Below are 21,796 nucleotides of genomic sequence, written 5' to 3' on the forward strand. Positions count from 1 at the left end.
AGAACGCCGAGGCGATGGGCGCGGCGAAGATGCGGTTGTTCGTCCGCACCGCCGACAACACCACCGTCGCCCCGCAGATCGTCCCCGCCGACTGGCTGTTCACCTCGGACCTGCCGGTGCTGCCGCAGGGCTGGACGCTCTCGGCGGACCTGGACGGTGACGGCTCGAGCTACACCGAAGCCAAGGTCACCGACCAGAACATCGTGCTCACCGACGCGACCGGTGCCAAGCACACCTGGACCAAGAAGAGCGCCGGCGGCTACACCGCCCCGGACAACGAGGACGGCACGATCGCCCTCGACACCGCCGGCAAGGTCACCCTCAACGAGGGCGGCGCGATCTACGTCTTCCGCGCCGACGGCAAGCTCGAGACCCAGACCAGCGTGCTGGACGGCCGCAAGCCGGCGACGTTGCAGTACCTCTACGACGGCACGCCGTCGCGGCTGCGGGAGATCAAGGACCCGGTCTCCGGCCGCTCGCACGTGCTGCACTACAACCGTCCCGGTGACGACTGCTACGGCGGTGTCACCCCGCCGGCGGGGTCGGTGGCGCTGCCGCCGTCGCAGATGCTGTGCCGCATCACCTACTGGGACGGGACCGAAACCCGCCTGTGGTACGTCGGGGGCAGTCTGCTCGGCCGGATCGAGGACCCCGGTTCGGAGATCACCGACTACGGCTACACCAGCGCCGGTCTGCTCAACGGCCAGCGAGGCAGCCTGGCCAACGACTGGATCGCCGCGGACCCGGCCACCCGCTCCACCGACCAGGGCTACCAGGCCACCACCGTCCTCACCTATGACACCGGCGCCAAGCCGAAGGTGACCAACGTCGGCCTCCCCGCCCCCGCCGTCGGCCAGCCACGCCCGGGCCGCACCTACCGCTACGACCCGGCCAACCGCCAGACGTTCGTCGACGTCGCCGGCCTCGCCCCGGCCACCGGGTTCTTCTCCAAGGTCACCTACGACGACGCCGACCGCGCCCTCTCCACCACGGATGCGACCGGGCGGATCACCGGCACCACCTGGAACGCCAAGGACCAGCAACTGACCTCGACCGACGCCGCAGGACGGGTGTCGACCACGGTCTACGACTACGCCGACCGCCCGACCGACACCTACGGGCCGGCGCCCGCCGCGTGTTTCACCGGCCAGACACCGACCGCCGTCTGCGCGGGGACGGTCGCGCACACCCACACCGGCTACGACGAAGGCATCAACGGCCTCGGCGCCGCCTACTACGACAACTTGACCCTGACCGGCACGCCGAAGGTGTACACGACCGGCATCGGTACCGCGGACGGCACGCTCAAGAGCGCGTGGGAGTACAGCAACGACGTCACTCCCGGCCTCTCCAGCGACGGCTTTTCCCTACGCCTGGCCGGTGAGATCGTCTTCCCGGCCGCCGGGGACTACACCTTGCGGGCCAACGTCGACGACGGCATCCGCATGTGGATCGACGACCAGCTCGTCATGGACTACTGGCAGGTCAGCAACGCCACCGAGCGCCAGGCCACCGTCCACAGCGACACCCCGGGCCAGGTCAAGAAGATCCGCATCGACTACTACGACAACGGCGGGTACGCCAAACTGGACCTCAACTGGACCACGCCCTCCGGCGTCCAGGAGCTCGTCCCCGGCACCCAGCTGCGCCCGCGGTACGGGATGACCACCTCCACCACGACGTCGGAGTCGAACGGGGTTCCCGACAAGACCTCCGCGGTCAAGTACGGGGAGAGCGGCCTCGATCCCATCTACGGGCGGACGACCAGTACCTCGGCCAACGCGCAAGGCCTGAACCTGACCGGCCGGGCCGGGTACGAGGCCCCCGGAACCGGTTATCTGCGCCGCACCAGCAAGACCATGCCCACCGGTGCCCAGTACAGCTACGTCTACTACGGCGACACCGAAGCCCGCGCCAATCCCTGCGTGTCCGGCAGTCCGCTGGTCAACCAGGGCGGCATGGCGAAACTGACCACCTCTCCCACTCCGGCCACCGGTGGTGCGCGCACCGACGAGCTGGTTTACGACGCCTCCGGACGCGTGGTCGCGAAGGCGACTTCGGGCGACTGGATCTGCACCGGCTACGACGTCCGCGACCGGCCGGCCCAGATCACCTACCCCGCCAACCCCACCGCCGGTGCTCGTACGGTGACCTACAACTACGCCGTCGGCGGCGATCCGCTGACCACCTCGATCACCGACTACGTCGGGACCGTGACCTCGAAGACCGACCTGCTCGGCCGGGTCGTGTCCTACACGGACGTCCACGGCACCACCACCGCCACCACCTACGATCAAGCCGGGCGACCCACCCAGCAGGTGCTGACCCCGGCCAACAGCGCCGACCCGGCGCAGACCACGATCGACGCCTACGACGACGCCGGCCGGCTCCTTTCCACCAAGCTCGGCGGCACGACGTTCGCGACCGCGAACTACAACACCAGCGGCGAACTCGCCGGCGTGACCTACGGCAACGGGTCTTCCCTGGCGAACGTCGACCGCGACACCGCCGGCCGGCTGACCGGCCTGACCTGGAAGACATCCGGTGCGGCCACGACCACGGTCTCGGTGAGCCGCACCCGCGCCGGTACGATCTTCGACGAAACCCTGCCCGGCGATGTCGGCAACCCATCGGGCCCGGACTACTCCTACGACGCCGTCGGCCGGCTCACCGACGCCTGGGTCCGCGGACACCACTTCACCTACGACTTCACCTCAAGCGGTGCCGCGTCCTGTCCGGCCGGGGCGGTCGCTGCCGCCGGCGCGAACAGCAACCGGGTGAAGATGACCGACACCGTCGGCACCACCACCACGACCACCGGCTACTGCTACGACAGCGCCGACCGGCTGCTGGCCACCACCGGAGCGGCGCCGATCACCGGCGTCAACTACGACAGCCACGGCAACATGACCCAGTCGAGCCAGGGCGCCACCACCACCTACCTCGGCTTCGACTCCGCCGACCGGCACCTGACCGCCGCCGGCACCAGCTCGGACCCGGCTCAGGTGGCGACGATCGGCTACACCCGCGACGCCACCAACCGGCTGGTGCGCCGGGACGCCACCGCAGGCGATCAGCAAACCGCCGTGCTCTACGGCTACACCGGAGGCGGCGACTCCGCGGCGGTCACCTACGGCGCGGACAAGCGGCTGCTCACCCGCAGCCTGTCCTTGCCCGGAGGCGTGCTGCTGACGTTGACCTACGCCGGCGGCACTGCCACTGCCGAGTACGACCATCCCACGGTCCGCGGCGACATCGTGCTGACCACCGACAGCACCGGTAACCAGGTCGGCCAGGTGTTCGCCTACGACCCGTTCGGCCAGCCCCTGCGCACCGACGGGGCCCCGGACACCAACGCCGTCCCGGCCAACCAGCCCGGCAAACTCGACTACGGCTGGCTCGGCCAGCACCAACGCCCGTACGAGCACGCCGGAGCCCTGTCCCTGGTCGAAATGGGCGCCCGCCCCTACAGTCCCTCCCTCGGCCGGTTCCTGGCCGTCGACCCGGTCGAAGGCGGCAACGCCAACGACTACATCTATCCTCAGGACCCCATCAACCAGTCCGACCTCAACGGCGCATGCTTCTGGGACGCCTGCATCGCGGAAGGAATCGGCGTCTTCGAGTTGGGCGCCGCGATCGTCGCGGGTGCCGGGGCCCTGTGGATCGCGATGCACCCCCCGCGCATCAGCATCCCCACCCCCCACTTCGGTGGCGGTGCCGGAAACAGCCCGGCCGCGCGCGGGGGCACGTTCGAGGACGAGGCAGCCGAGCTCAGGCGACTGGCCGCTCGTATACCGCGCGTCACTCCGCACATTCCGATCCGGGTGTGGCACCGCGAGTACAGTGGCCACGCGCGTCAGAGGATGCGAGAACGAGGAATCTCCGAAGACATGGTGGAAAATGCCATCAAGAGCGGAAGGCGCACGAAGGCAAGGGACAACACCTACAAGCACCGTGGTCGACGCATCTGGGCCGTCACCGATCGCAGGACGGGCCGGGTTGTGTCCGTGGGATGGAACTAGAGAATAGAGTCGCGTTGCCCATTCAAAGTACTTACGATGCGGAAGTGGATGCGCTCTACATTCGCCTCAAGGAGCATATCGCCGCCGGCGAATCGGTCAGGCAGGTGACGGTCGAGGGGGTTCCTGGGGATAGTGAAGTGATTCTCGACTACGACGCAGGGGGGATTCTGGTCGGCATCGAGATACTGGGTGCCTCGCACGGTGTTCCCTTGTCTCTTCTCGGGAAAAACGAGGAATAGCATTCGAACTGTTGCTGGTGAGGAACGGTCGCGGCGCCCTTGGGGTGGGTGGTGGGCGCCGCGGCCGGGAATGGGGCCACACTTCGACGTCAGCCGAGCGGCCTGAGCCAGGCGCGGGCGTCGGTGACGGTGGGCCTGATCGTCATTACGCGGTCCAAGGCGGTCAGCTGCAGGTGCCGGAGCATCGCGCGCTGGGTGCTGACGAGGCAAAACGCCACCCCCGCGGAGTTCGCTGCCTGGGTGAAGATCTGGAGTGCCGCGAGCCCGGAGGAGGCGAGGAAGGTGACGCTGTCGAGATCGACGATCACCGCGTCCGGCGGCCCCGCGAGGGTTGATTCGAGGTGCTGGGTGAAGGCGCGTGCCGTGGCCAGGTCGATTTCGCCGGACACCGTTGCCAGGACCACGCCGGCGTCGCGGGTGATGGACAGCGCAAGTTCGCCTGGCTCGTCGTCCCTGCTGAGCCGGCTCACGAATTCGTGGAAGCAATCCTGCATGACCAAGCTCCTTGCGGTCGTCGGAGGGTGCGGTTCAGGCTGCGCTTTCGTGGTTTTCGAGCCCCACGGCTTTGCGCAGCTGGGCGCAGTCGCGGTGCAGCTGCGGGTGGTCGTCGGAGAGGTGGGCCATCAGGTCGCACAGGCCCGAGGCGATGGCGTTGAGCTTGTGCTGGGTGGCGTCGTCGGAGCGTTTCTGGGTGTTCTGCAGCAACGCGACGAGCAGGAACGTCACGACCGTGGTCGCGGTGTTGATGACCAGCTGCCAGGAGTCGATGCTGGGCAGGATCAGGAACGAGGGTGCCCACAGGACGACCAGCAGGACACAAAGGACGAAGAACCACGCCCGCGAGGTGAACTTGCTGATGGTGCTGGCGAACCGGTCGAACGGTCCGAGATGCGCATCCACGTCCGAGGGCATGGTGGCCGACCGGGACGAGCGGGAAGTGGTGGTCATGTCGGGGAACTCCCTCGGCAGGTCAGTAACGTCCGGTCGCCGGCGTGCGCGCGGCCGGGATCCGGTACGTCCAGTGCGGCTCCCGGTGTTCCCGCCGCGACCGCCGGAGCAGGACCAGCAGCCACAGCACCCCGATCAGCGCGATCACGCCCATGCCCGCCCAGGTCGTCACGGTGTACACCGTCGTCGCGTCCGCGGGCGGGACGACGAGGCCGCGCGGGTCGAACTGCGCCACCTGCCCGGTCAGCACCAAGGTGATCACCAGCGCGATGGCCGACATCGAGTCCCACAGTGCGTGCAGCAACGCGACGCCGAGGAACGCCAGCGCCAGGCGCAGGCTCAGCACGAAGTGTTCGCGCGTGCTCCACGCGAACAGCAGCCCGCCGAGGATGGCGGTCCACAGCCCGTGCCCGACCGGCGCGAGCAGCCCGCGCAGCAGCTCGGTCGTGACCAGGTCGTCCAGCGACAGGCCCCGGGTGGTGAACAACGACGTGAGCGCGTAGCCCGCGGATTCGAAGGCGGAGAAGCCGAAGCCGACCGTCGCACCGAGGATGATCCCGTCCCGCATGGACTTCACGGCCAGCCCGCGGGTCAGCAGGGCGAGCGCGACCAGCTTGACCGCCTCCTCGATGAGCCCGACCCCGACATAGAGCCACGTCGACGGGTACAGCAGGTAGGTCTCCAGCACCGACGCGCCGAGAACGCCGAGCACCCCGCCGACGAAGAAGGTCCGGAACACCAGTTCGGCGGTGATCTCCCCGGAGTCGCGGCGCTCGAACGCCCACGCCACGAACGTCACCGGCACCAGGAAGCTGCCGAGCAGCACGAGCGTCGGCAGCAGGTTGGGGTTGCCGGTCGCGTACGTCACGACGACCGACAGCACCCACAGCAGCAGGCCGAGCGCGAAGATCTGCAGCCACGCCCGCCGGTGGGGACGGCGGCTCACGGTGGTCATCGGCGCCTCCCGAACCGCTCGCCGCGCCCGGTGGCCGCGGTGTCCACGAACGCGCGGAACCGCGCGGGGGAGCCGGGTTCGGCGACGCCGTCGAACCCCTGCGGGCAGCGCAGCGCCGCCCACCGCGGGCCGACTTCGGAATCGACGCGGTACAGCGCGAAAACCTCGGCGAGCGGCTCGTCGTCCAGCTCGTACAGCACCGGTGGGGTCAGCCCGATCAGCTCCAGCTCGCCGCCGGCCGCCGCCAGCCGGTCGCCGAAGCGGCGCAGCAGGCCGAGCAGGTCGTCGCCGGGCCGCTCCACCTGGGACAGGTCGACGACGACGCTCCGGGAGCCCGCGTGGATCAGCCCGGCCAGGTACCCCGCGAGGGTCCGCGACGCCGCCGCGTCCGCCCGTCCGGCCACCGTGACGACGGAGTAGCGCCCGGGGTGCAGGGTGGAGCTGATGGTGAATTCGTGCGGGGGTGCCGCGCGGCTGATCAGCCGGTCCAGTTCGGCGAGGGCCAGGGGTGGTCGGGAAAGCCTGGTGGTCATGGGAGTCCTCCCGGTTGTGCGAGTTCTTGTGCGAGGCGCTCGTGCACCAGCCGGACGGCCATGGCACCTTCGCCCGCCGCCGAAGCCACGCGCTTGACCGAGCCGTGCCGGACGTCGCCGACGGCGAACACGCCGGGGCTGCTCGTCTCGAGCGGCAACGGCGTGCCCGAGGTCCCGGCGCCGGCGTCCGCGCCGGTGAGCACGAACCCGTCCTCGTCGAGGGCGATGTGGCCGGACAGCCAGCGCGTGTGGGGTGCGGCCCCGATGAAGACGAACAACGCGCGGGCGGCGAGCCGGTGCCGCTCGCCGGTGCGGTTGTCCTCGGCCTCGACCGCCGACATCGTCTTGCCGTCCTCGACGACGTCGCGGACTTCCGTGTGCAGGTGGACCTGGATCCGCGGGTGGCGCTCGACCTGGTCGACCAGGTAACGCGACATGTCCGCGCCGAGATCGCCGCCGCGCACCAGCAGGTGCACCACGGGCGAGGTCTGCGCCAGGAACACCGCGGCCTGCCCCGCGGAGTTCCCGCCGCCCACCACCGCGACCGGGTCGGCCTGGCACTGCCGGGCCTCCTGCGGGGTCGCGGCGTAGTAGAGGCACGTGCCCTCCAGGTGTTCCAGCCGGGGGAGGGGCAGCCGCCGGTACCGGGCGCCGGTCGCGATGATCACCGTCCGGGTGACGATCTCGGTGCCGTCGTCGAAGCCCACCGCGTACAGCCCGCCCTGCGGGGTGAGCGAGCGGGCCTCACCCGGCACCACGACCCGGACGCCGAACTTGTCCGCCTGGATCACCGACCGCTCGGCCAGTTCCGCGCCCGAAATCCCGGACGGGAAGCCGAGGTAGTTCTCGATCCGGGACGTCGTGCCCGCCTGCCCGCCCGCGGCGACGGCGTCGAACGCCGACGTCGCCAGTCCTTCGGAGGCCGCGTAGACGACGGCCGCGAGCCCGCCGGGTCCGGCGCCGACCACGAGCAGGTCGCGCACACCGACCGGGAGCTCCTCGTGCCGCAGCCCCATCGCGGACGCCAGTTCGGTGTTGCCGGGGTTGCGCAGCACCCCGGCGCCGGGCAGCACCACCACCGGGGTCTCGTCGACGGTGACGCCGAGCCGGCGCAACAGCTCCTCGGCCCCGCGGTCCTTGTCGAGGTCGTCCAGCCGGTACGGGAGGCGGTTGCGGGCCACGAACTCCAGCAGCCGCCGGGTGTCCGGCGAGTAGCACGAGCCGACGATCCGCAGCCCGTCGCCGGAGCCGATGATGACCGCGCGGCGGGCGAAGTAGGCGTGCAGGATCAGGTCGCCCAGGACCGGGTCGGACAGGACCAGCTGCCTCAGCTTGCCGACTCCGATGGCGAGCACCTCGCCGGGTTCCGCGGCGACGGCGGTGAAGAACGACGGCTGCCCTTCGAGCAGGCCCAGCTCGCCGAGGAACCGCCCCGGCCCGTGCACCCGCACGGTTCTGGTGTCGTCCCCTTCGCGGTGCTGGATGGCGACCTTGCCGCTCAGGACGACGTAGAAGTCCGTGTCCCGGTCCCCTTGCGCGTAGAGCACGTCCCCCGGCTGCACCGGCCGCCGCTCGCCCGCGGCCGAGAGCTTCTCGATCTGCTCGCGGGTCAGCCGGGGGAACGCGCCGTGCGGATCCGGGGTCTCGACGAGGTCCTGTGCCGCGAGCGTCATACGAACGCCTCGTGCACGTAGCACCAGCGCCAGTTCTCCCCGGGCTCGAACGAGCGCACGATGGGGTGGCCGATGGCGTGGGCGTGCATGCTCGCGTGCTTCATCGGCGAGGAGTCGCAGCAGCCGACGTGCCCGCAGGTCAGGCACAGCCGCAAGTGCACCCACGAGGTCCCGGTGGACAGACACTCCTGGCAGCCTTGGGGGGTCCGGGGCACCACGTCCCGGACGAGAGAAAGGTGCGGGTCGATGACGGTGGTCATTTCTTCGCCTCCTCCGGAGAGTTCAACGCTTGGTCGAGCCAGTCGCGCAGCACGTTTTCCGGCGCCGCGCCCGCCTGCCGCCGGACGACCTCGCCGCCGCGAAGCACCAGCAGGGTCGGCACCGCCATGACGTCGAACCGGCGCGCCACGCCCGGCGCGCGGTCGACGTCGACCTTGACGAGCTTCACCTTCCCGGCCCGCGCGCGGGCGAGCCGGTCCAGCGTGGGGCTCACCGACCGGCAGGGGCCGCACCAGGTGGCCCAGAGGTCGACGAGCACCGGGAGGCCCGGCTGCTCGGCGATCTCCGCGAAGTCGTCGTCGCCCGCGTCGACCACCCACGGCAGCGGCCGGTGGCAGTGGCCGCACTTCGGCGATCCGTCCGCGGCGGCGGGAATCCGGTTGGTCTTCCCGCAGTGTTCGCAGGTGACCGTGACGGTCTTCATGCCGCCTCCTCTCGGGGGCCCTGGAACTCGACGGTCAGGTCACCGCCGACCGCGTCGACCACGATCACCAGCCCCTCGGTGAGCTCGCCGCGCAGCAGCGCGCGCCCGATCCGGGTCTCGACCTCGTGGGAGATGTAGCGGCGCAACGGGCGGGCGCCGTACACGGGATCGAACCCGCGCTCGGCGATGAACCGCCGTGCGTTTTCGGTCAGCTCTATCGTGGTGCCCTGCTCGGCCAGCCGGCGGCGCAGCTGGTCGAACTGCAGTTCCACGATCCGCTCGATCTCCGGGAGCCCCAGCGGGGTGAACAGGACGATGTCGTCGAGGCGGTTGAGGAACTCGGGCCGGAAGTGGTGGCGCAGCTCCGCCAGCACCGCCTCCCGGGCTTCCGCCTTGATCTCGCCGGACGAGGTGACGCCGTCGAGCAGGTGCTGCGAGCCGATGTTGGACGTCATGATGATCACGGTGTTGCGGAAGTCGACCAGCCTGCCCTGCGCGTCGGTGATCCGGCCGTCGTCGAGCACCTGCAGCAGCGTGTTGAACACGTCCGGGTGCGCCTTTTCGATCTCGTCGAACAGCACCACCGAGTACGGCCTGCGCCGCACGGCTTCGGTGAGCTGCCCGCCCTCGTCGTAGCCGACGTACCCCGGCGGCGCGCCGAGCAGCCGGGAGACCGTGTGCCGTTCCTGGTACTCGCTCATGTCGAGCCGGACCATGTTGTCCTCACTGTCGAACAGCGCCGCGGCGAGGGTTTTCGCCAGCTCCGTCTTCCCGACCCCGGTCGGGCCGAGGAAGAGGAACGACCCGATCGGCTTGCGCGGGTCGCGGATCCCGGACCGGGCGCGGATGATCGCGTCGGCGACCAGCCGGACGGCCTCGTCCTGGCCGACGACCCGTTCGTGCAGGATCTCGTCGAGGCGCAGCAGCTTCTCGCGTTCGCCCTCCTGCAGCCGCGACACCGGGATGCCGGTCCACTGCGAGACGATCTCGGCGATCTCGTCCTCGGTGACGACCTCGCGCAGCAGCCGCTTCTCGCCCTGCTTGCTCGCCAGCCGTTCCTCTTCGGCTTCGAGCTGGCGTTCCAGCTCGCGGATCTCGCCGTAGCGCAGCTCGGCGGCGCGGTTGAGGTCGTAGTTCCGTTCCGCCTCTTCGGCTTCGTGGCGGACCCGTTCCAGTTCGGACCGCAGCTCCTGCACGCGCCGGATCGCCTGGCGTTCGGCGTCCCACTGCGCCTTCTTGGCGTCGGTTTCGGCCCGCAGGTCCGCCAGCTCCCGGCGCAGCTCTTCCAGCCGCGCCTTGCTCGCCTTGTCGGTTTCCTTGGACAGCGCGGCTTCCTCGATCTCCAGCCGCGTCAGCCGGCGGGTCAGCTCGTCGAGCTCGGCGGGCATCGAGTCGATTTCCGTGCGCAGCCGGGCACACGCCTCGTCGACGAGGTCGATCGCCTTGTCCGGCAGGAACCGGTCGCTGATGTAGCGGTGCGACAGCACGGCCGCGGCGACGAGCGCACCGTCCTGGATCTTGACGCCGTGGAACACTTCGAGCCGCTCGCGCAACCCCCGCAGGATGGAGATGGTGTCCTCGACGGCCGGTTCGGGCACGACGACCGGCTGGAACCGCCGTTCCAGCGCGGCGTCCTTCTCGATGTGCTTGCGGTACTCGTCGAGGGTGGTCGCGCCGATCATGTGCAGCTCACCGCGCGCCAGCATCGGCTTGAGCATGTTGCCCGCGTCCATCGCACCCTCGGTGGCACCCGCGCCGACGATCGTGTGCAGCTCGTCGACGAACAGGATGATCCGGCCTTCGGCGGCCTTGACCTCGCCGAGCACCGCCTTCAGCCGTTCTTCGAACTCACCGCGGTACTTGGCGCCGGCCACCAGCGCGCTCATGTCGAGCGAGAAGATCGTCCGGTCCCGCAGGCCTTCCGGCACGTCGCCGCGCACGATCCGCTGGGCCAGCCCTTCCACGATCGCGGTCTTGCCGACGCCGGGATCGCCGACGAGCACGGGGTTGTTCTTCGTCTTGCGCGAGAGGATCTGGACGACGCGGCGGATCTCGGTGTCCCGTCCGATCACCGGGTCGAGCTTGCCGGCGCGTCCGTCGGCGACCAGGTCGCGGCCGTACTTCTCCAGCGCCTCGTAGGCACCCTCGGGCGTCGCCGACGTGACGCGCTGGTTGCCGCGGACCTTGGTCAGCGCGGTCAGGAACGAGTCGCGGGTGACGCCGTGGTCGCGCAGGATCCGCCCGGCCGCGGACGCCGTTCCCTCCTCGGCCAGCGCCAGGACCAGGTGCTCTACGGAGACGTACTCGTCTTTCAGCCGCCGGGCTTCCCGCTCCGCCGCGTCGAGCAGCCCGGCCAGCCGCCGGGTGACGTAGACCTGCCCCGGCGTGGCGCCGGGCCCGGTCACCTTCGGCCGGCGGGCGAGCTCCGCTTCGGTTGCGACGCGGAGCGCGTCGACGTCCGCGCCGGTCTGCGCCAGCAACCGCGGGACGAGACCCTCGGGCTGGTCGAGCAGCGCGAGCAGCAGGTGCTCGCCGTCGGTTTCGGTGTGGCCGAGGCGCCCGGCGACGCTCTGGGCCTCCTGCAGTGCTTCCTGCGACTTCTGGGTCAGCTTGCTCATGTCCATCGCCGACGGCTCCTGACTTGTCCTTCGAGGACGTCGATGCGGTCGAGCAGGTCGAGCACCAGCCCGAGCGCGGCGTAGTTCAGCGACAGCGTGGCGCGCAACCGCTGGATCCGGGCCACTCTGGCCACAGTGGACGGTGGGAAGCACGGGCGGCCGTTCGCGTCCGGGGTCGACTCCACCAGGCCGAGGGCCGCGAACCGGCGGAGCAGCTCGGGGTGCAGCCCGGTGCGCGCGGCCACGGTCTCGAGGTCGAGCCGGGCGGGGCGGACGAGCACGTACCGCGCCATCAGGTCCTCCTGGGATCGAAGTCGGACACCGCGGCGAGCTCTTCGTACAGCTCGCGTTCACGCTTGCTCGGGCGCTTCGGCACCATGATCCGGACCTCGGCGTAGAGGTCGCCCGGCTTGCCCTTCGGGTTCGGCATGCCTTCCCCGCGCAGCCGCAGCCGCCGCCCGCTGGACGACCCGGCCGTGACGCGCACCTTCACCTCGCCGCCGGGAGTGGTGACCGGGACCGTGGCGCCCAGCGCGGCCTCCGGCGGCGTCACCGGGAGCTCGACGTGGATGTCGCGCCCTTCCAGCCGGTACCGGCGGTCCGGCCGGATGCGGACGACGAGGTAGAGGTCACCGGGGGCGGCGTTGCCGGAGCCGCGCCCGCCCTGTCCGGCCAGCCGGATGCGCTGCCCGTCGAGCACGCCCGGCGGGATCTTCACGTCGTATTCGCGGTCGCCGCCGAGGTTCAGGTGCCGCCGCCCGCCGCGATAGGCCTCCTCGACGGTGAGCTCGAGCTCGGCCTCCTGGTCCGCGCCCGGGACCGGGCCGCCGCGGCCGCGGCCGCCGAAGATACCGCCGAGGAGGTCCTCGATGTCGACGCCCTCGAACCCCTCGAACCCGCTGCCGGAGGTGCTGTAGCGGACCCGGCCGCCGCGTGGTCCGGCACCGGCGCCGGCGCGCTGCTCCCAGTCGTCGGGTACCTGCCGGAAGTCTTCGCCGAACCGGTCGTACTTGCGCCGCTGCTCCGGGTCGGACAGCACCTGGTACGCCTCGCTGACCTCCTTGAACCGTTCTTCGGCCTTCGGGTCCTTGTTGACGTCCGGGTGGTTCTCGCGGGCGAGCTTGCGGTACGCCCGCTGGGTCTCCTCGGTGCCGGCGTCCCGGCCGACCCCGAGTGCGGCGTAGAAGTCCCGTGGCACGCGCTCACCCCCGTGGTTTGGCCACGGCGACCGCGGCCGGCCGCAGCTGCCCGCCACCGGTCCCGTAGCCCGGCCGGAGCACCCGGGTCACTGTGTTCGGCTCGGTGCCCGGCTCGTCGACGACCGCGACCACCTCGTGCCGGGCCGGGTCGAACGGGACGCCGCTCTCGGCGTCACGCTCGTACCCCAGGCCGGCCAGCAGCTGCACGGCCTGGTCGCGGATCGCCAGCACTCCCTGCACGACGGCGGTGGGGTCGCCTTCGGCGTGCGCGAGCGCCAGTTCCAGGTTGTCGAGGACGGGGAGGAACGCCGCGGCGACCCGGGCCCGTTCGGCCGCGCGCTCGGCGCGCAGCTCCGCCGCGTGCCGCTTGCGGAGGTTGTCGGCGTCGGCCGCCGCCCGGCGCCAGCGGTCCTCGCATTCGGCCGCCTTCGCCTCGAGCTCCTGCATCCGGTCCGGCCCCACCGCCGGGACGGGCGCGTCCTGGGGCGCGGACTCGGCGCCCGTCCCGGCGGCGTCCACGGAGGTCCCAGGCTCCGTGGATTTCCCTGTGGTGGCCATGGTTCCTCACGCCCGATCGAAGTCGGCGTCGATCACGTCGTCGTCCTCGGCCGGTTCTCGCTGCGGCGGCGGACCGCCGTCCCCGCTCGGCCGCGCCGCGGTGAGCCCGGCCAGCACCTGCTGCAGTTCCGAGGTCAGCTCGCGCACCCGGTCCAGCGGCGCGTTCGACTGGACGGCTTCGCGGGCATCGGTGATCAGCATCTCCGCGCGCGCCTTCTCGTGCGCCGGCGTCTGGTCGGTGATCGCCTTCTCGGCCTGGTAGGCGACGCTGTCCAGCAGGTTGCGCGCCTCGACCTCCTCGCGCAGGCGTTCGTCGTCGGCGCGGTTGCGCTCGGCCTCGCTGACCATCCGCTCGATCTCGGACTTGTCGAGGTTCGAGCTTTCGGTGATCGTGATGCCCTGCTCGGCGCCGGTGTCCTTGTCGCGCGCGGTGACGTTGACGATGCCGTTCGCGTCGACGTCGAAGGTCACCTCGACCTGCGGCTCGCCGCGCGGGGCCGGCCGGATGTCCTTGAGCTGGAACCGCCCGAGCACCCGGTTGTCGGCCGCGCGCTCGCGTTCCCCCTGCAGCACCACGATGTCCACCGCGGGCTGGTTGTCCTCGGCGGTGGAGAACACCTCCGTGCGCCGCGCCGGGATCGTCGTGTTCCGCTCGATGATCTTCGTCATCACTCCGCCGCGGGTTTCCACGCCCAGGGACAGCGGGGTGACGTCGAGCAGCAGGACGTCCTTGACCTCGCCCTTGAGCACCCCGGCCTGCACGGCGGCGCCGAGCGCGACGACCTCGTCCGGGTTGACGCTCATGTTCGGGTCCTTGCCGTTCGTGAGCCGGCGGACCAGGCTCTGCACGGCGGGGATCCGGGTCGAGCCGCCGACGAGGATGACCTCGTCGATGTCGTTCGCGCTGATCTTGGCGTCGGCCATCGCCTGCCGCACCGGGCCGAGGCAGCGCTCGACCAGGTCGGCGGTGATCTGCTCGAACTCCGAGCGCCGGACGGTGGCGGTCAGGTGCTTCGGCCCGCTCGCGTCGGCGGTGATGAACGGCAGGTTGACACTCGTCTGGGCGACCGACGACAGTTCGACCTTGGCCTTCTCCGCCGCTTCGAACAGCCGCTGCAGCGCCTGCGCGTCCTGCCGCAGGTCGATGCCGTTGTCCGCGGCGAACTTGTCGGCGAGGAAGTCCACGAGCCGCCGGTCGAAGTCGTCGCCGCCGAGGTGGCTGTCGCCCGCGGTGGCCCGCACCTCGACCACGCCGTCGCCGACGTCGAGCAGGCTCACGTCGAACGTGCCGCCGCCGAGGTCGAAGACCAGCACGGTCTCGTGCTGCTGCGAGTCCAGCCCGTAGGCCAGCGCGGCGGCGGTCGGCTCGTTGATGATCCGCAGGACGGTCAGCCCGGCGATCTTGCCGGCGTCCTTGGTCGCCTGCCGCTGGGCGTCGTTGAAGTACGCGGGCACGGTGATCACGGCCTCGGTCACCCGCTCGCCGAGGTGCTTGCCCGCGTCGTCGGCCAGCTTGCGCAGCACCTGCGCGCTGATCTCCTCCGGCGAGTAGAGCTTGCCGCGGATGTCGAACCGGACGACGCCGCCCTCGCCCTCGACGACGTCGAACCCGACCGCCTTGGCCTCGTCGGACACTTCGTCGAACTTGCGGCCGATGAACCGCTTCGCCGAGTAGATGGTGCCCTTCGGGTTGAGGATCGCCTGGCGGCGGGCGAGTTGCCCGACCAGCCGTTCACCGCTTTCGGTGAACCCGACGACCGACGGGGTGGTCCTGGCCCCCTCCGAGTTGGGGATGACCCGCGGCTCACCCGCTTCCCAGACGGCGATCACCGAGTTGGTGGTGCCGAGGTCGATCCCGACCGCCTTGGCCATCACGCACCCCCGGACTCGGCGGGCAGCTGCGCCAGCAGCGCCCGGGCCTCACCGGCGACGTCGGCGTCGGCGACGACCTCGTAGCGGGTGGGCGTCATCGCGCGGACCGACGCGAAGTCCCGGCGGCCGCCCTGCAGCGCGTGTGCGACCAGCCCGAAGATCGCCCCGACGACCGCGCCGAAGACCAGCCCGTAGAGGGCGAGCGTCAGCGTGGCGAGGACCGGGGTGAACCAGTTGAACAGGCCGAACAGCCACCCGATCAGGAGCCCGCTCAGCGCTCCGGAGCCGGCGCCGCGCAGGGCGGCGCCGCCGAGACCGAGCCGGCCGATGACCTGCTCGACCAGCTGCACGTCGCGGCCGATGATCGCGGTCCGCTGTACCGGAAACCCTTGGTCGGAGAGGAAGTCGACGGCGCGCTCCGCGTCGCGATAGTCGTCGTAGGACGCGATGGGGACGCGTTCGGGCGCGTGGCGTGGGGAAGGCGCGGTGGCGCCGGGCTGTGCGGTCATGGCTCGCCTCCGGTGTTCGCGTCGGTTCGTCCGGCGCCGGTCCGATGTGGTTCCACCGTGGCAAAAGGCATCCGCCGCCCGCGTGCGCCCGGCAGGTCGAATTTCCGGGTTCTTTGTCGGCCCGGCAGCACAGATCGCGACGGCGTAGGGTGCGGAACACCAGGTCGGCGTCGGGGAGGCGGAATGACGCCCGAGGGCGATGCGGTCCCATGGGGCCAGGAAGTGAAAACGGACAGCCGGTGGCGCGCCGAGCTGTCGAGCCTCTACGGTCTTTTCGCGATTTCGATGATGATGTTCGACGGCCGTGAAGCGGCGGACATCCTGCGGCTCGCCGCGACCTCGGTTTCGTCGCTGAGTGGTTGCACTACCGATGCAGCGTACCTCGTCGATGACGACGGCACGGTGACCCCGCAGGAGGGTGCGGAGGCGCATCCCGGCCTCGGCGCGGAAGTCGGCAAGCTCGACGGGCACAGCGGGGCGATCGAACTGGGCGACGGCCACTGGCGCTGGTGCCACGCACTGCGCGGGCTCGGCGGCCTGACGGGCAACCTCGTGGTCCGGGCCGAGAAGGCCCCCTCGCGTGACGAAGTTTTCCTGATCAGGTCGCTGTGCCAGCAGACAGCCGCGGCGCTGGCCAACTCCGCCCTGCTCAAGCGGGAGCGGCGGCAGTCGGTGGCGTTGCGAGAGCTCAACGACCGGCTGTCCGCGTCGGTGGAGCGGCTCAAGCAGCAGAAGCTGGTGCACGACGTGCTGTCCGACATCTCGGCTTCCGGGGCCGGCGAGCCGGGCATCGCGCACGCACTGCACCAGCTGACCGCACTGCCTGTAGCGATTGAGGATCGGTTCGGCAACCTGCGCGCGTGGGGCGGCCCCGGCCGGCCGGACCCGTACCCGAAGGTCGGCGTGCACCGGCGCGAGGAGCTGCTCCGGCACGCCGCGACCCGGCCCGAACCGGTCCGCGTGAAGGACCGGCTCATCTCCCTGGTGCGGCCGCGGCACGAGGTGCTCGGCGTGCTCGCCCTGATCGACCCGGGGCGGACCGCCGGCGCCGACGAGGTGTTCGCCCTCGAGTACGGCACGACCGTGCTGGCGCTGGAACTGTCGCACCAGCGCAGCTTGGCCGAGGCCGAGCTGCGCCTGCGCCGCGACCTCGTCGACGACCTCATCGCCGGAACCGGTGACGGAAGCGCTTACGCGCGCGCCGACGCGATCGGCCACGACCTGCGCCGCCCGCACCACGTGGTCGTGCTGCGCTGGTCCGGTGACCTCGCCGAGGACGTGGTCACCGAGGCCACGGGACGTGCCGTGACGGCGCTCGGGCTCGCGTCACTCGTGTCGCGCCACTCGGGTTCGGTCGTGCTGCTGGTCGGTGGGCGGCCGGACGGTGCGGCGCTGTACGCCTCGCTGTCGGAAAGCCTCGGTCCCGAAGGGGCAATCGGCATCGGCAGCCGCTGCGACACCCCGGGGCAGCTGCCCAAGTCGTACGCGGACGCGGTGCGGGCGGTCCAGATCCGGCGCGCCTCGCAAACCCCGAACGGTGTCACGACGTTCGAGCAACTGGGGATCTACCGCATCCTCGACACCGGGCAGAACCACGGTGACGTCGTCGAGTTCGTCCGCGAGTGGCTCGGGAAGCTGCTCGACTACGACACCCGGCGCAACGCCGAGCTGGTCGCGACGCTCGCGCAGTACCTCGACTGCGGCGGGAGCTACGGCGACACCGCCGCCGCGCTGATGATCCACCGGAGCACGCTGCGCTACCGGCTCGGCCGGATCCGGGAAATCACGGAGCTCGACCTCAACGACGTGGACAGCAGGCTGAACCTGCACCTCGCCACCCGGGTGTGGCAGGTGCTGCGCGGCACGTCGTGACCGGACGCGACCGGGATCGCCTCGTGTGATCGCCCCGCCGGCGGGTACGCGACCTCGGAAAGCACCCGCGCGAAGGGAGTTGCCGTGGTCCAGCACGAGAAGTGGTTGACCGCCGTCGAAGACGTCGCCGAGCTGGCTGATCCGGACGAAGCGAAGGCCGCGCTCGGTGCGGTCGTCGCCGCTCTCGCCCGGTGCCTGCCGGACACCGGGCGCGAGTGGCTGGCCGGCCGGTTGCCGAGTCCCGAGGCCGGGCCGGTGCGCGATCCCGGGCCGGCGAACCTGGAGTCGGGCACCGATGTCGAAGCCGCGGTGGCCCGGCGGCTGCGGACCACGCCCGAGCGGGGCCGCTACCTGACCCAGGCGGTCCTGACCGCGCTCACCCGGACCGATCCCGGACTCGCCGAGGAGCTTCGCGGACGGCTCCCGCGCGCCGTCGTCGAGACGCTGAAGCCCGCGGGCGAATCGCCCCGCGACGCGGCGAGCCACCGGCCGGAGGTCCCGACCCGGCTGACGGACGAAGAGGTGGCCCGCGGCCTGCGCCACCTGACCGGGTGGTCGGGGGACCGGCACGGGATCGAGCGCACGGTGGAGCTGCCCGCCGACCGGATCACGCCGCTGGTCGAGCGCGTCCAGCGCGAGGCGCGGGCGATGAACGACCACGCCCACGTCGAGCGCGTGGACGGAGGTGTGACCTTCCGGTTGCTGACCACTCGTGAAGGAGTCGTCACCGAACCGGATCTGTGGCTGGCCGAGCGGATCGACGAGGCCGTCGCCGCCGTGGGGTCCGGGGGACGACCTGGTTGAGCGCGGCCGGAGCTGGCTACCCGGTTCTCATGGACAATTCCGAGAACTGGTGGCGCGACGCCGTCGTCTACGAGGTCTACCCCCGCAGCTTCGCCGACGCGAACGGGGACGGCACCGGCGACCTCGCGGGCCTGCGCGCGCAGCTCGGCTACCTGGCCGACCTGGGCGTGGACGCCGTGTGGACGACGCCGTTCTACCGCTCGCCGATGGTCGACGGGGGCTACGACATCGAGGACCACCGGGCCGTCGACCCGCTGTTCGGGACCGACGGGGACGCCCTCGAGCTGATCGCCGAGGTGCACCGGGCCGGGCTGCGGCTGCTGATCGACGTCGTGCCCAACCACACCTCCGACCACCACCGGTGGTTCCGGGCGGCGCTGGCCGCCGGGCCCGGCTCGCCCGAACGGGCGCGCTACCACTTCCGGCCGGGGCGCGGCGACGGCGGCGAGCTGCCGCCGACCGACTGGCGCAGCGTCTTCGGCGGTCCCGCGTGGCGGCGGGTGCCGGACGGCGAGTGGTACCTGCACCTGTTCGCGCCCGAGCAGCCGGACCTGAACTGGGCCCACCCGGACGTGCGCGCCGAGTACGAGGACCTGCTGCGGTTCTGGTTCTCCCGCGGGGTCGACGGCGTCCGCATCGACGTCGCGCACGGCCTGGTGAAGGATCCGGCGTTCCCCGACCTGGGGTCGGGCCACGAAGATCTGATGCGGCCGCCGGACCGCACCCGGCACCCGCACTGGGACCTCGAGGACGTGCACGAGATCTACCGGTCGTGGCGCAAGGTCGCGGAGGAGTTCGGCCCGGACCGGGTGTTCGTCGCCGAAGCCTGGGTCGCGAAGCCGGAGCGGCTGGCGTGCTACGTCCGCCCGGACGAGCTGCACACCGCGTTCAACTTCGACTTCCTGCGCTGTTCTTGGGACGCCGGAGCGCTGCGCTCGGTGATCGACTGCACGGTGCACGCCGTGCACGCGGTGGGGGCGCCCGCCACCTGGGTGCTGTCCAACCACGACGTCGTCCGGCACGTGACGCGGTTCGGCCGCGCGAACACCCGGATCGAGGACCACCCCTGCCCGTCCGAGCCCGCCGATCTCCCGCTGGGCAGGCGGCGGGCCCGAGCGGCGCTGCTGCTGATGCTGGCCTTGCCCGGCGGCGCGTACCTCTACCAAGGTGAGGAACTGGGGCTGGAAGAGGTCGAGGACCTGCCGGAGGACGTGCTCACCGACCCGACGTGGGAACGCTCCGGCCACACCCAGCGGGGCCGGGACGGCTGCCGGGTGCCGCTGCCGTGGTCGGGAACGGTGCCGCCGTTCGGCTTCACCGGCGACGGCGTGCCGACGTGGCTGCCGCAGCCGGCCCGGTGGCGGGAGCTGACCGTGCAGGCGCAGCGCGACGACCCGCAGTCGATGCTCTGCCTGTACCGCACCGCTCTCGCCGCACGGCGAGAGCACCCCGCGCTGGGGGACGGCACCATGACGTGGCTGCCCGCGCCGGAGGGAGTGCTGTCCTTCGCCCGTGAGCCGGGGTTCGAGTGCGTGGTCAACCTCTCCGCCGAGCCCGTCGAGCTGCCGGACGGCGCGCGGGTGCTGCTGGCCAGCGTGCCGCCGGAAGGCGGCCGGCTGCCGGTGGACGCCGCGGCGTGGCTGGTCAGGCGGTGACGAGCCGGATCCAGCGGTAGCCGTGGCCGGCGACGGCCACGGCGGCGGGGTCGATCCGGTCGTCGTAGCCGCTGTCCTCGAACACCGCCAGCGCGCGGTCGTCCGGCCCGGCCGGGATGCGGACGTGGCAATCCGCGGGGCCCAGGTTGTGCACGAACACCATGCGGCCCTTCGCCGTTTCGGCCCGGTGCACCAGGATCTCCGGTGGCCCGCCGTCGACGGGCTCGTGCCTCCCGACGGCGATTTCCGGGCACTCCTTGCGGGTGTGCAGCACCCGCTCGAACCAGGTGAGCAGGCTGTTCGGGTCACGGCGCTGGCCGAGGACGTTGACCTGTTCGAACCCGAACACGCCGCCTTCGACCAGCGGGGCGACCAGCTGCTCCGCCGGAGCGCGGGAGAACCCGCCGTTGGGCCCGTCGGACCACTGCATCGGCGTGCGGATCGCGGTGCGCTCGGGCAACGCCAGGTCCTCGCCCATGCCGATTTCGTCGCCGTACCGCAGCACGGGACTGCCCGGCATGGTCAGCAGCAGGCTGTAGGCCAGTTCCAGGCGCCGCCGGTCACCGTCCAGCATGCAGGCCAGCCGGCGCCGGATGCCCCGGTCGTAGAGCTGCATGTCGGGTTCGGGCCCGAACCGGCCGAGCACGTCGGCGCGTTCCTCCGGGGACAGGCCGCCGAGGTCGACCTCGTCGTGGTTGCGCAGGAAGGTGGCCCACTGGGCCTGGTCGGGCAGCCGGGGTGAACACCGCAACCGCTCCCGGACCGGCTCGGCGTCGTCGCGGGCCAGCGCGAGCATCAGGGCCTGGTTGAGCCGGAAGTCGAAGAGCATCGTCGCGCGGCTGGCCTGGTCGTCCGCGGTGCCGAAGTACTCCAGCAGCTCGTCCTCGGGCACGTTCGCCTCGGCGAGCAGCACGGCGTCGCCGCGTTGCCAGGAAGCGGTTTCCCGCAGCCGCCGCAGGAGGCCGAAGTCCTGCCGCCCGTGCGACTCGATGAGGAACGGGGCCGCGTCGATCCGGAACCCCGCCACCCCGAGCCGCAGCCAGAAGGTGACGATCTTGGCCAGCTCGGCGCGCACTGCCGGGTGTTCGACGTCGAGCTCGGGTTGAAAGCGGTAGAACCGGTGCCGGTACCAGCGGCCGACGGACTCGGCGTAGCTCCAGGTCTCCTCTTCGGACCCGGGGAACACGGCGCCGTCCCACCGGTCGGCCGGTTCGTGGTCGGCCCACAGGTACCAGTCGTGGTGCGGGGCTTCCCGGCCGGAGAGGGCCGACCGGAACCACGGGTGCTCGTCGCTGGTGTGGTTGACGACCAGGTCGAGCACGATCCGGATGCCGGCCTCGTCGGCCTGGCTCACGAGTTCGGCGAAGTCCCCGAGTGAGCCGAAGCGGGGATCGATGCCGTAGTAGTCGGTGATGTCGTAGCCGCCGTCGCGGCGCGGCGAGGGGTGACAGGGGTTGAGCCAGACGGTGTCCACGCCGAGCCGGCCGAGGTAGTCCAGCCGCTCGGTGAGGCCGCGCAGATCGCCGACCCCGTCGTCGTCGGAGTCCTGGAAGGTTTCGATGTCGAGGGAATAGATCACCCCGTTGCGGTACCAACGATCCACGGTGCGGTGGCTACCCGCGGACCCTTCGGACAA

General features: G+C 71.2%; 19 protein-coding genes. 5 read left to right on the forward strand and 14 right to left on the reverse strand.

Going from position 1 to position 21,796, the window contains the following annotated elements; genetic code table 11:
* Both ACWEGE_RS44785 and ACWEGE_RS44790 read left to right on the forward strand, forming a co-directional pair.
* Window positions 1-4,022 (forward strand): PA14 domain-containing protein (locus ACWEGE_RS44785; RefSeq protein WP_449666608.1); only part of this gene is annotated, 4,022 nt, incomplete at its 5' end.
* On the forward strand, window positions 4,013-4,261 hold the full coding sequence (locus ACWEGE_RS44790; RefSeq protein ID WP_449666609.1) for a DUF2283 domain-containing protein: 249 nt from the start codon (window positions 4,013-4,015) through the stop codon (window positions 4,259-4,261). The genes ACWEGE_RS44785 and ACWEGE_RS44790, both read left to right, overlap by 10 nt.
* Window positions 4,262-4,350: 89 nt before the next feature.
* Here ACWEGE_RS44790 and ACWEGE_RS44795 read toward each other — a convergent pair whose 3' ends face one another.
* From ACWEGE_RS44795 to ACWEGE_RS44855, 13 genes are read right to left on the reverse strand one after another with little or no spacing between them, the layout of a single operon-like run.
* The gene (locus ACWEGE_RS44795) at window positions 4,351-4,755 is read right to left on the reverse strand and encodes an STAS domain-containing protein (protein ID WP_449666610.1); all 405 of its coding nucleotides are present in this window, start codon (window positions 4,753-4,755) and stop codon (window positions 4,351-4,353) included.
* Window positions 4,756-4,789: 34 nt separating this feature from the next.
* Window positions 4,790-5,209 (reverse strand): low affinity iron permease family protein, encoded by a 420-nt coding sequence (locus ACWEGE_RS44800; protein WP_449666611.1) that lies wholly within the window; start codon window positions 5,207-5,209, stop codon window positions 4,790-4,792.
* A 22-nt stretch (window positions 5,210-5,231) separates the two neighbouring features.
* Window positions 5,232-6,164, reverse strand: coding sequence for a PrsW family intramembrane metalloprotease (locus ACWEGE_RS44805; protein ID WP_449666612.1), 933 nt, complete (start codon window positions 6,162-6,164; stop codon window positions 5,232-5,234).
* Window positions 6,161-6,697, reverse strand: a complete 537-nt coding sequence (locus ACWEGE_RS44810; protein ID WP_449666613.1) for an STAS domain-containing protein — start codon at window positions 6,695-6,697, stop codon at window positions 6,161-6,163. Before ACWEGE_RS44810 ends, ACWEGE_RS44805 begins: the two co-directional genes overlap by 4 nt.
* Complete coding sequence (locus ACWEGE_RS44815; RefSeq protein WP_449666614.1) at window positions 6,694-8,370, reverse strand: FAD-dependent oxidoreductase; 1,677 nt, start codon at window positions 8,368-8,370, stop codon at window positions 6,694-6,696. The genes ACWEGE_RS44810 and ACWEGE_RS44815 overlap by 4 nt, the downstream gene beginning before the upstream one ends.
* A complete protein-coding gene (locus tag ACWEGE_RS44820) occupies window positions 8,367-8,630 on the reverse strand; it encodes a ubiquitin carboxyl-terminal hydrolase 14 (RefSeq protein WP_449666615.1) in 264 nt (87 codons plus the stop codon). The genes ACWEGE_RS44815 and ACWEGE_RS44820 overlap by 4 nt, the downstream gene beginning before the upstream one ends.
* Complete coding sequence (trxA, locus tag ACWEGE_RS44825; protein WP_449666616.1) at window positions 8,627-9,073, reverse strand: thioredoxin; 447 nt, start codon at window positions 9,071-9,073, stop codon at window positions 8,627-8,629. The genes ACWEGE_RS44820 and trxA overlap by 4 nt, the downstream gene beginning before the upstream one ends.
* Window positions 9,070-11,697: an ATP-dependent chaperone ClpB gene (gene clpB / locus ACWEGE_RS44830; protein WP_449666617.1), complete on the reverse strand. Its 2,628-nt coding sequence runs from the start codon at window positions 11,695-11,697 to the stop codon at window positions 9,070-9,072. The genes trxA and clpB overlap by 4 nt, the downstream gene beginning before the upstream one ends.
* Window positions 11,688-11,984 carry a chaperone modulator CbpM gene (locus ACWEGE_RS44835; protein ID WP_449666618.1) on the reverse strand — a complete coding sequence of 99 codons (297 nt, stop codon included), beginning with the start codon at window positions 11,982-11,984 and terminating at the stop codon, window positions 11,688-11,690. The genes clpB and ACWEGE_RS44835 overlap by 10 nt, the downstream gene beginning before the upstream one ends.
* Window positions 11,984-12,889, reverse strand: coding sequence for a DnaJ C-terminal domain-containing protein (locus ACWEGE_RS44840; protein WP_449666619.1), 906 nt, complete (start codon window positions 12,887-12,889; stop codon window positions 11,984-11,986). Before ACWEGE_RS44840 ends, ACWEGE_RS44835 begins: the two co-directional genes overlap by 1 nt.
* 4 nt (window positions 12,890-12,893) lie before the next feature.
* A complete protein-coding gene (locus tag ACWEGE_RS44845; protein WP_449666620.1) occupies window positions 12,894-13,409 on the reverse strand; it encodes a nucleotide exchange factor GrpE in 516 nt (171 codons plus the stop codon).
* A gap of 45 nt (window positions 13,410-13,454) precedes the next feature.
* Complete coding sequence (gene dnaK, locus ACWEGE_RS44850; protein WP_449666621.1) at window positions 13,455-15,320, reverse strand: molecular chaperone DnaK; 1,866 nt, start codon at window positions 15,318-15,320, stop codon at window positions 13,455-13,457.
* On the reverse strand, window positions 15,320-15,829 hold the full coding sequence (locus tag ACWEGE_RS44855; RefSeq protein WP_449666622.1) for a general stress protein: 510 nt from the start codon (window positions 15,827-15,829) through the stop codon (window positions 15,320-15,322). Before ACWEGE_RS44855 ends, dnaK begins: the two co-directional genes overlap by 1 nt.
* 222 nt (window positions 15,830-16,051) lie before the next feature.
* Here ACWEGE_RS44855 and ACWEGE_RS44860 point away from each other — a divergent pair, with 222 nt between their 5' ends.
* From ACWEGE_RS44860 to ACWEGE_RS44870, 3 genes are all read left to right on the forward strand, one after another.
* The gene (locus ACWEGE_RS44860) at window positions 16,052-17,701 is read left to right on the forward strand and encodes a PucR family transcriptional regulator (RefSeq protein ID WP_449666623.1); all 1,650 of its coding nucleotides are present in this window, start codon (window positions 16,052-16,054) and stop codon (window positions 17,699-17,701) included.
* Window positions 17,702-17,785: 84 nt separating this feature from the next.
* Window positions 17,786-18,505, forward strand: a complete 720-nt coding sequence (locus tag ACWEGE_RS44865) for a DUF2267 domain-containing protein (protein ID WP_449666624.1) — start codon at window positions 17,786-17,788, stop codon at window positions 18,503-18,505.
* A gap of 29 nt (window positions 18,506-18,534) precedes the next feature.
* The gene (locus ACWEGE_RS44870; RefSeq protein ID WP_449666625.1) at window positions 18,535-20,160 is read left to right on the forward strand and encodes a glycoside hydrolase family 13 protein; all 1,626 of its coding nucleotides are present in this window, start codon (window positions 18,535-18,537) and stop codon (window positions 20,158-20,160) included.
* Here the strand turns inward: ACWEGE_RS44870 and ACWEGE_RS44875 are convergent.
* Complete coding sequence (locus ACWEGE_RS44875) at window positions 20,150-21,763, reverse strand: alpha-amylase family protein (protein WP_449666626.1); 1,614 nt, start codon at window positions 21,761-21,763, stop codon at window positions 20,150-20,152. The genes ACWEGE_RS44870 and ACWEGE_RS44875 overlap by 11 nt on opposite strands.
* Window positions 21,764-21,796 lie beyond the last annotated feature (33 nt).

The organism is Amycolatopsis sp. NPDC004747, assembly GCF_053601335.1.

Excerpts from the sequence above, each read along its gene's own strand:
- ACWEGE_RS44790 (WP_449666609.1), top strand. The coding sequence starts at position 4,013 with ATGGAACTAGAGAATAGAGTCGCGTTGCCCATTCAAAGTACTTACGAT.
- ACWEGE_RS44795 (WP_449666610.1), bottom strand. The coding sequence starts at position 4,755 with ATGCAGGATTGCTTCCACGAATTCGTGAGCCGGCTCAGCAGGGACGAC.
- ACWEGE_RS44800 (WP_449666611.1), bottom strand. The coding sequence starts at position 5,209 with ATGACCACCACTTCCCGCTCGTCCCGGTCGGCCACCATGCCCTCGGAC.
- ACWEGE_RS44805 (WP_449666612.1), bottom strand. The coding sequence starts at position 6,164 with ATGACCACCGTGAGCCGCCGTCCCCACCGGCGGGCGTGGCTGCAGATC.
- ACWEGE_RS44810 (WP_449666613.1), bottom strand. The coding sequence starts at position 6,697 with ATGACCACCAGGCTTTCCCGACCACCCCTGGCCCTCGCCGAACTGGAC.
- ACWEGE_RS44815 (WP_449666614.1), bottom strand. The coding sequence starts at position 8,370 with ATGACGCTCGCGGCACAGGACCTCGTCGAGACCCCGGATCCGCACGGC.
- ACWEGE_RS44820 (WP_449666615.1), bottom strand. The coding sequence starts at position 8,630 with ATGACCACCGTCATCGACCCGCACCTTTCTCTCGTCCGGGACGTGGTG.
- trxA (WP_449666616.1), bottom strand. The coding sequence starts at position 9,073 with ATGAAGACCGTCACGGTCACCTGCGAACACTGCGGGAAGACCAACCGG.
- clpB (WP_449666617.1), bottom strand. The coding sequence starts at position 11,697 with ATGGACATGAGCAAGCTGACCCAGAAGTCGCAGGAAGCACTGCAGGAG.
- ACWEGE_RS44835 (WP_449666618.1), bottom strand. The coding sequence starts at position 11,984 with ATGGCGCGGTACGTGCTCGTCCGCCCCGCCCGGCTCGACCTCGAGACC.
- dnaK (WP_449666621.1), bottom strand. The coding sequence starts at position 15,320 with ATGGCCAAGGCGGTCGGGATCGACCTCGGCACCACCAACTCGGTGATC.
- ACWEGE_RS44855 (WP_449666622.1), bottom strand. The coding sequence starts at position 15,829 with ATGACCGCACAGCCCGGCGCCACCGCGCCTTCCCCACGCCACGCGCCC.
- ACWEGE_RS44870 (WP_449666625.1), top strand. The coding sequence starts at position 18,535 with ATGGACAATTCCGAGAACTGGTGGCGCGACGCCGTCGTCTACGAGGTC.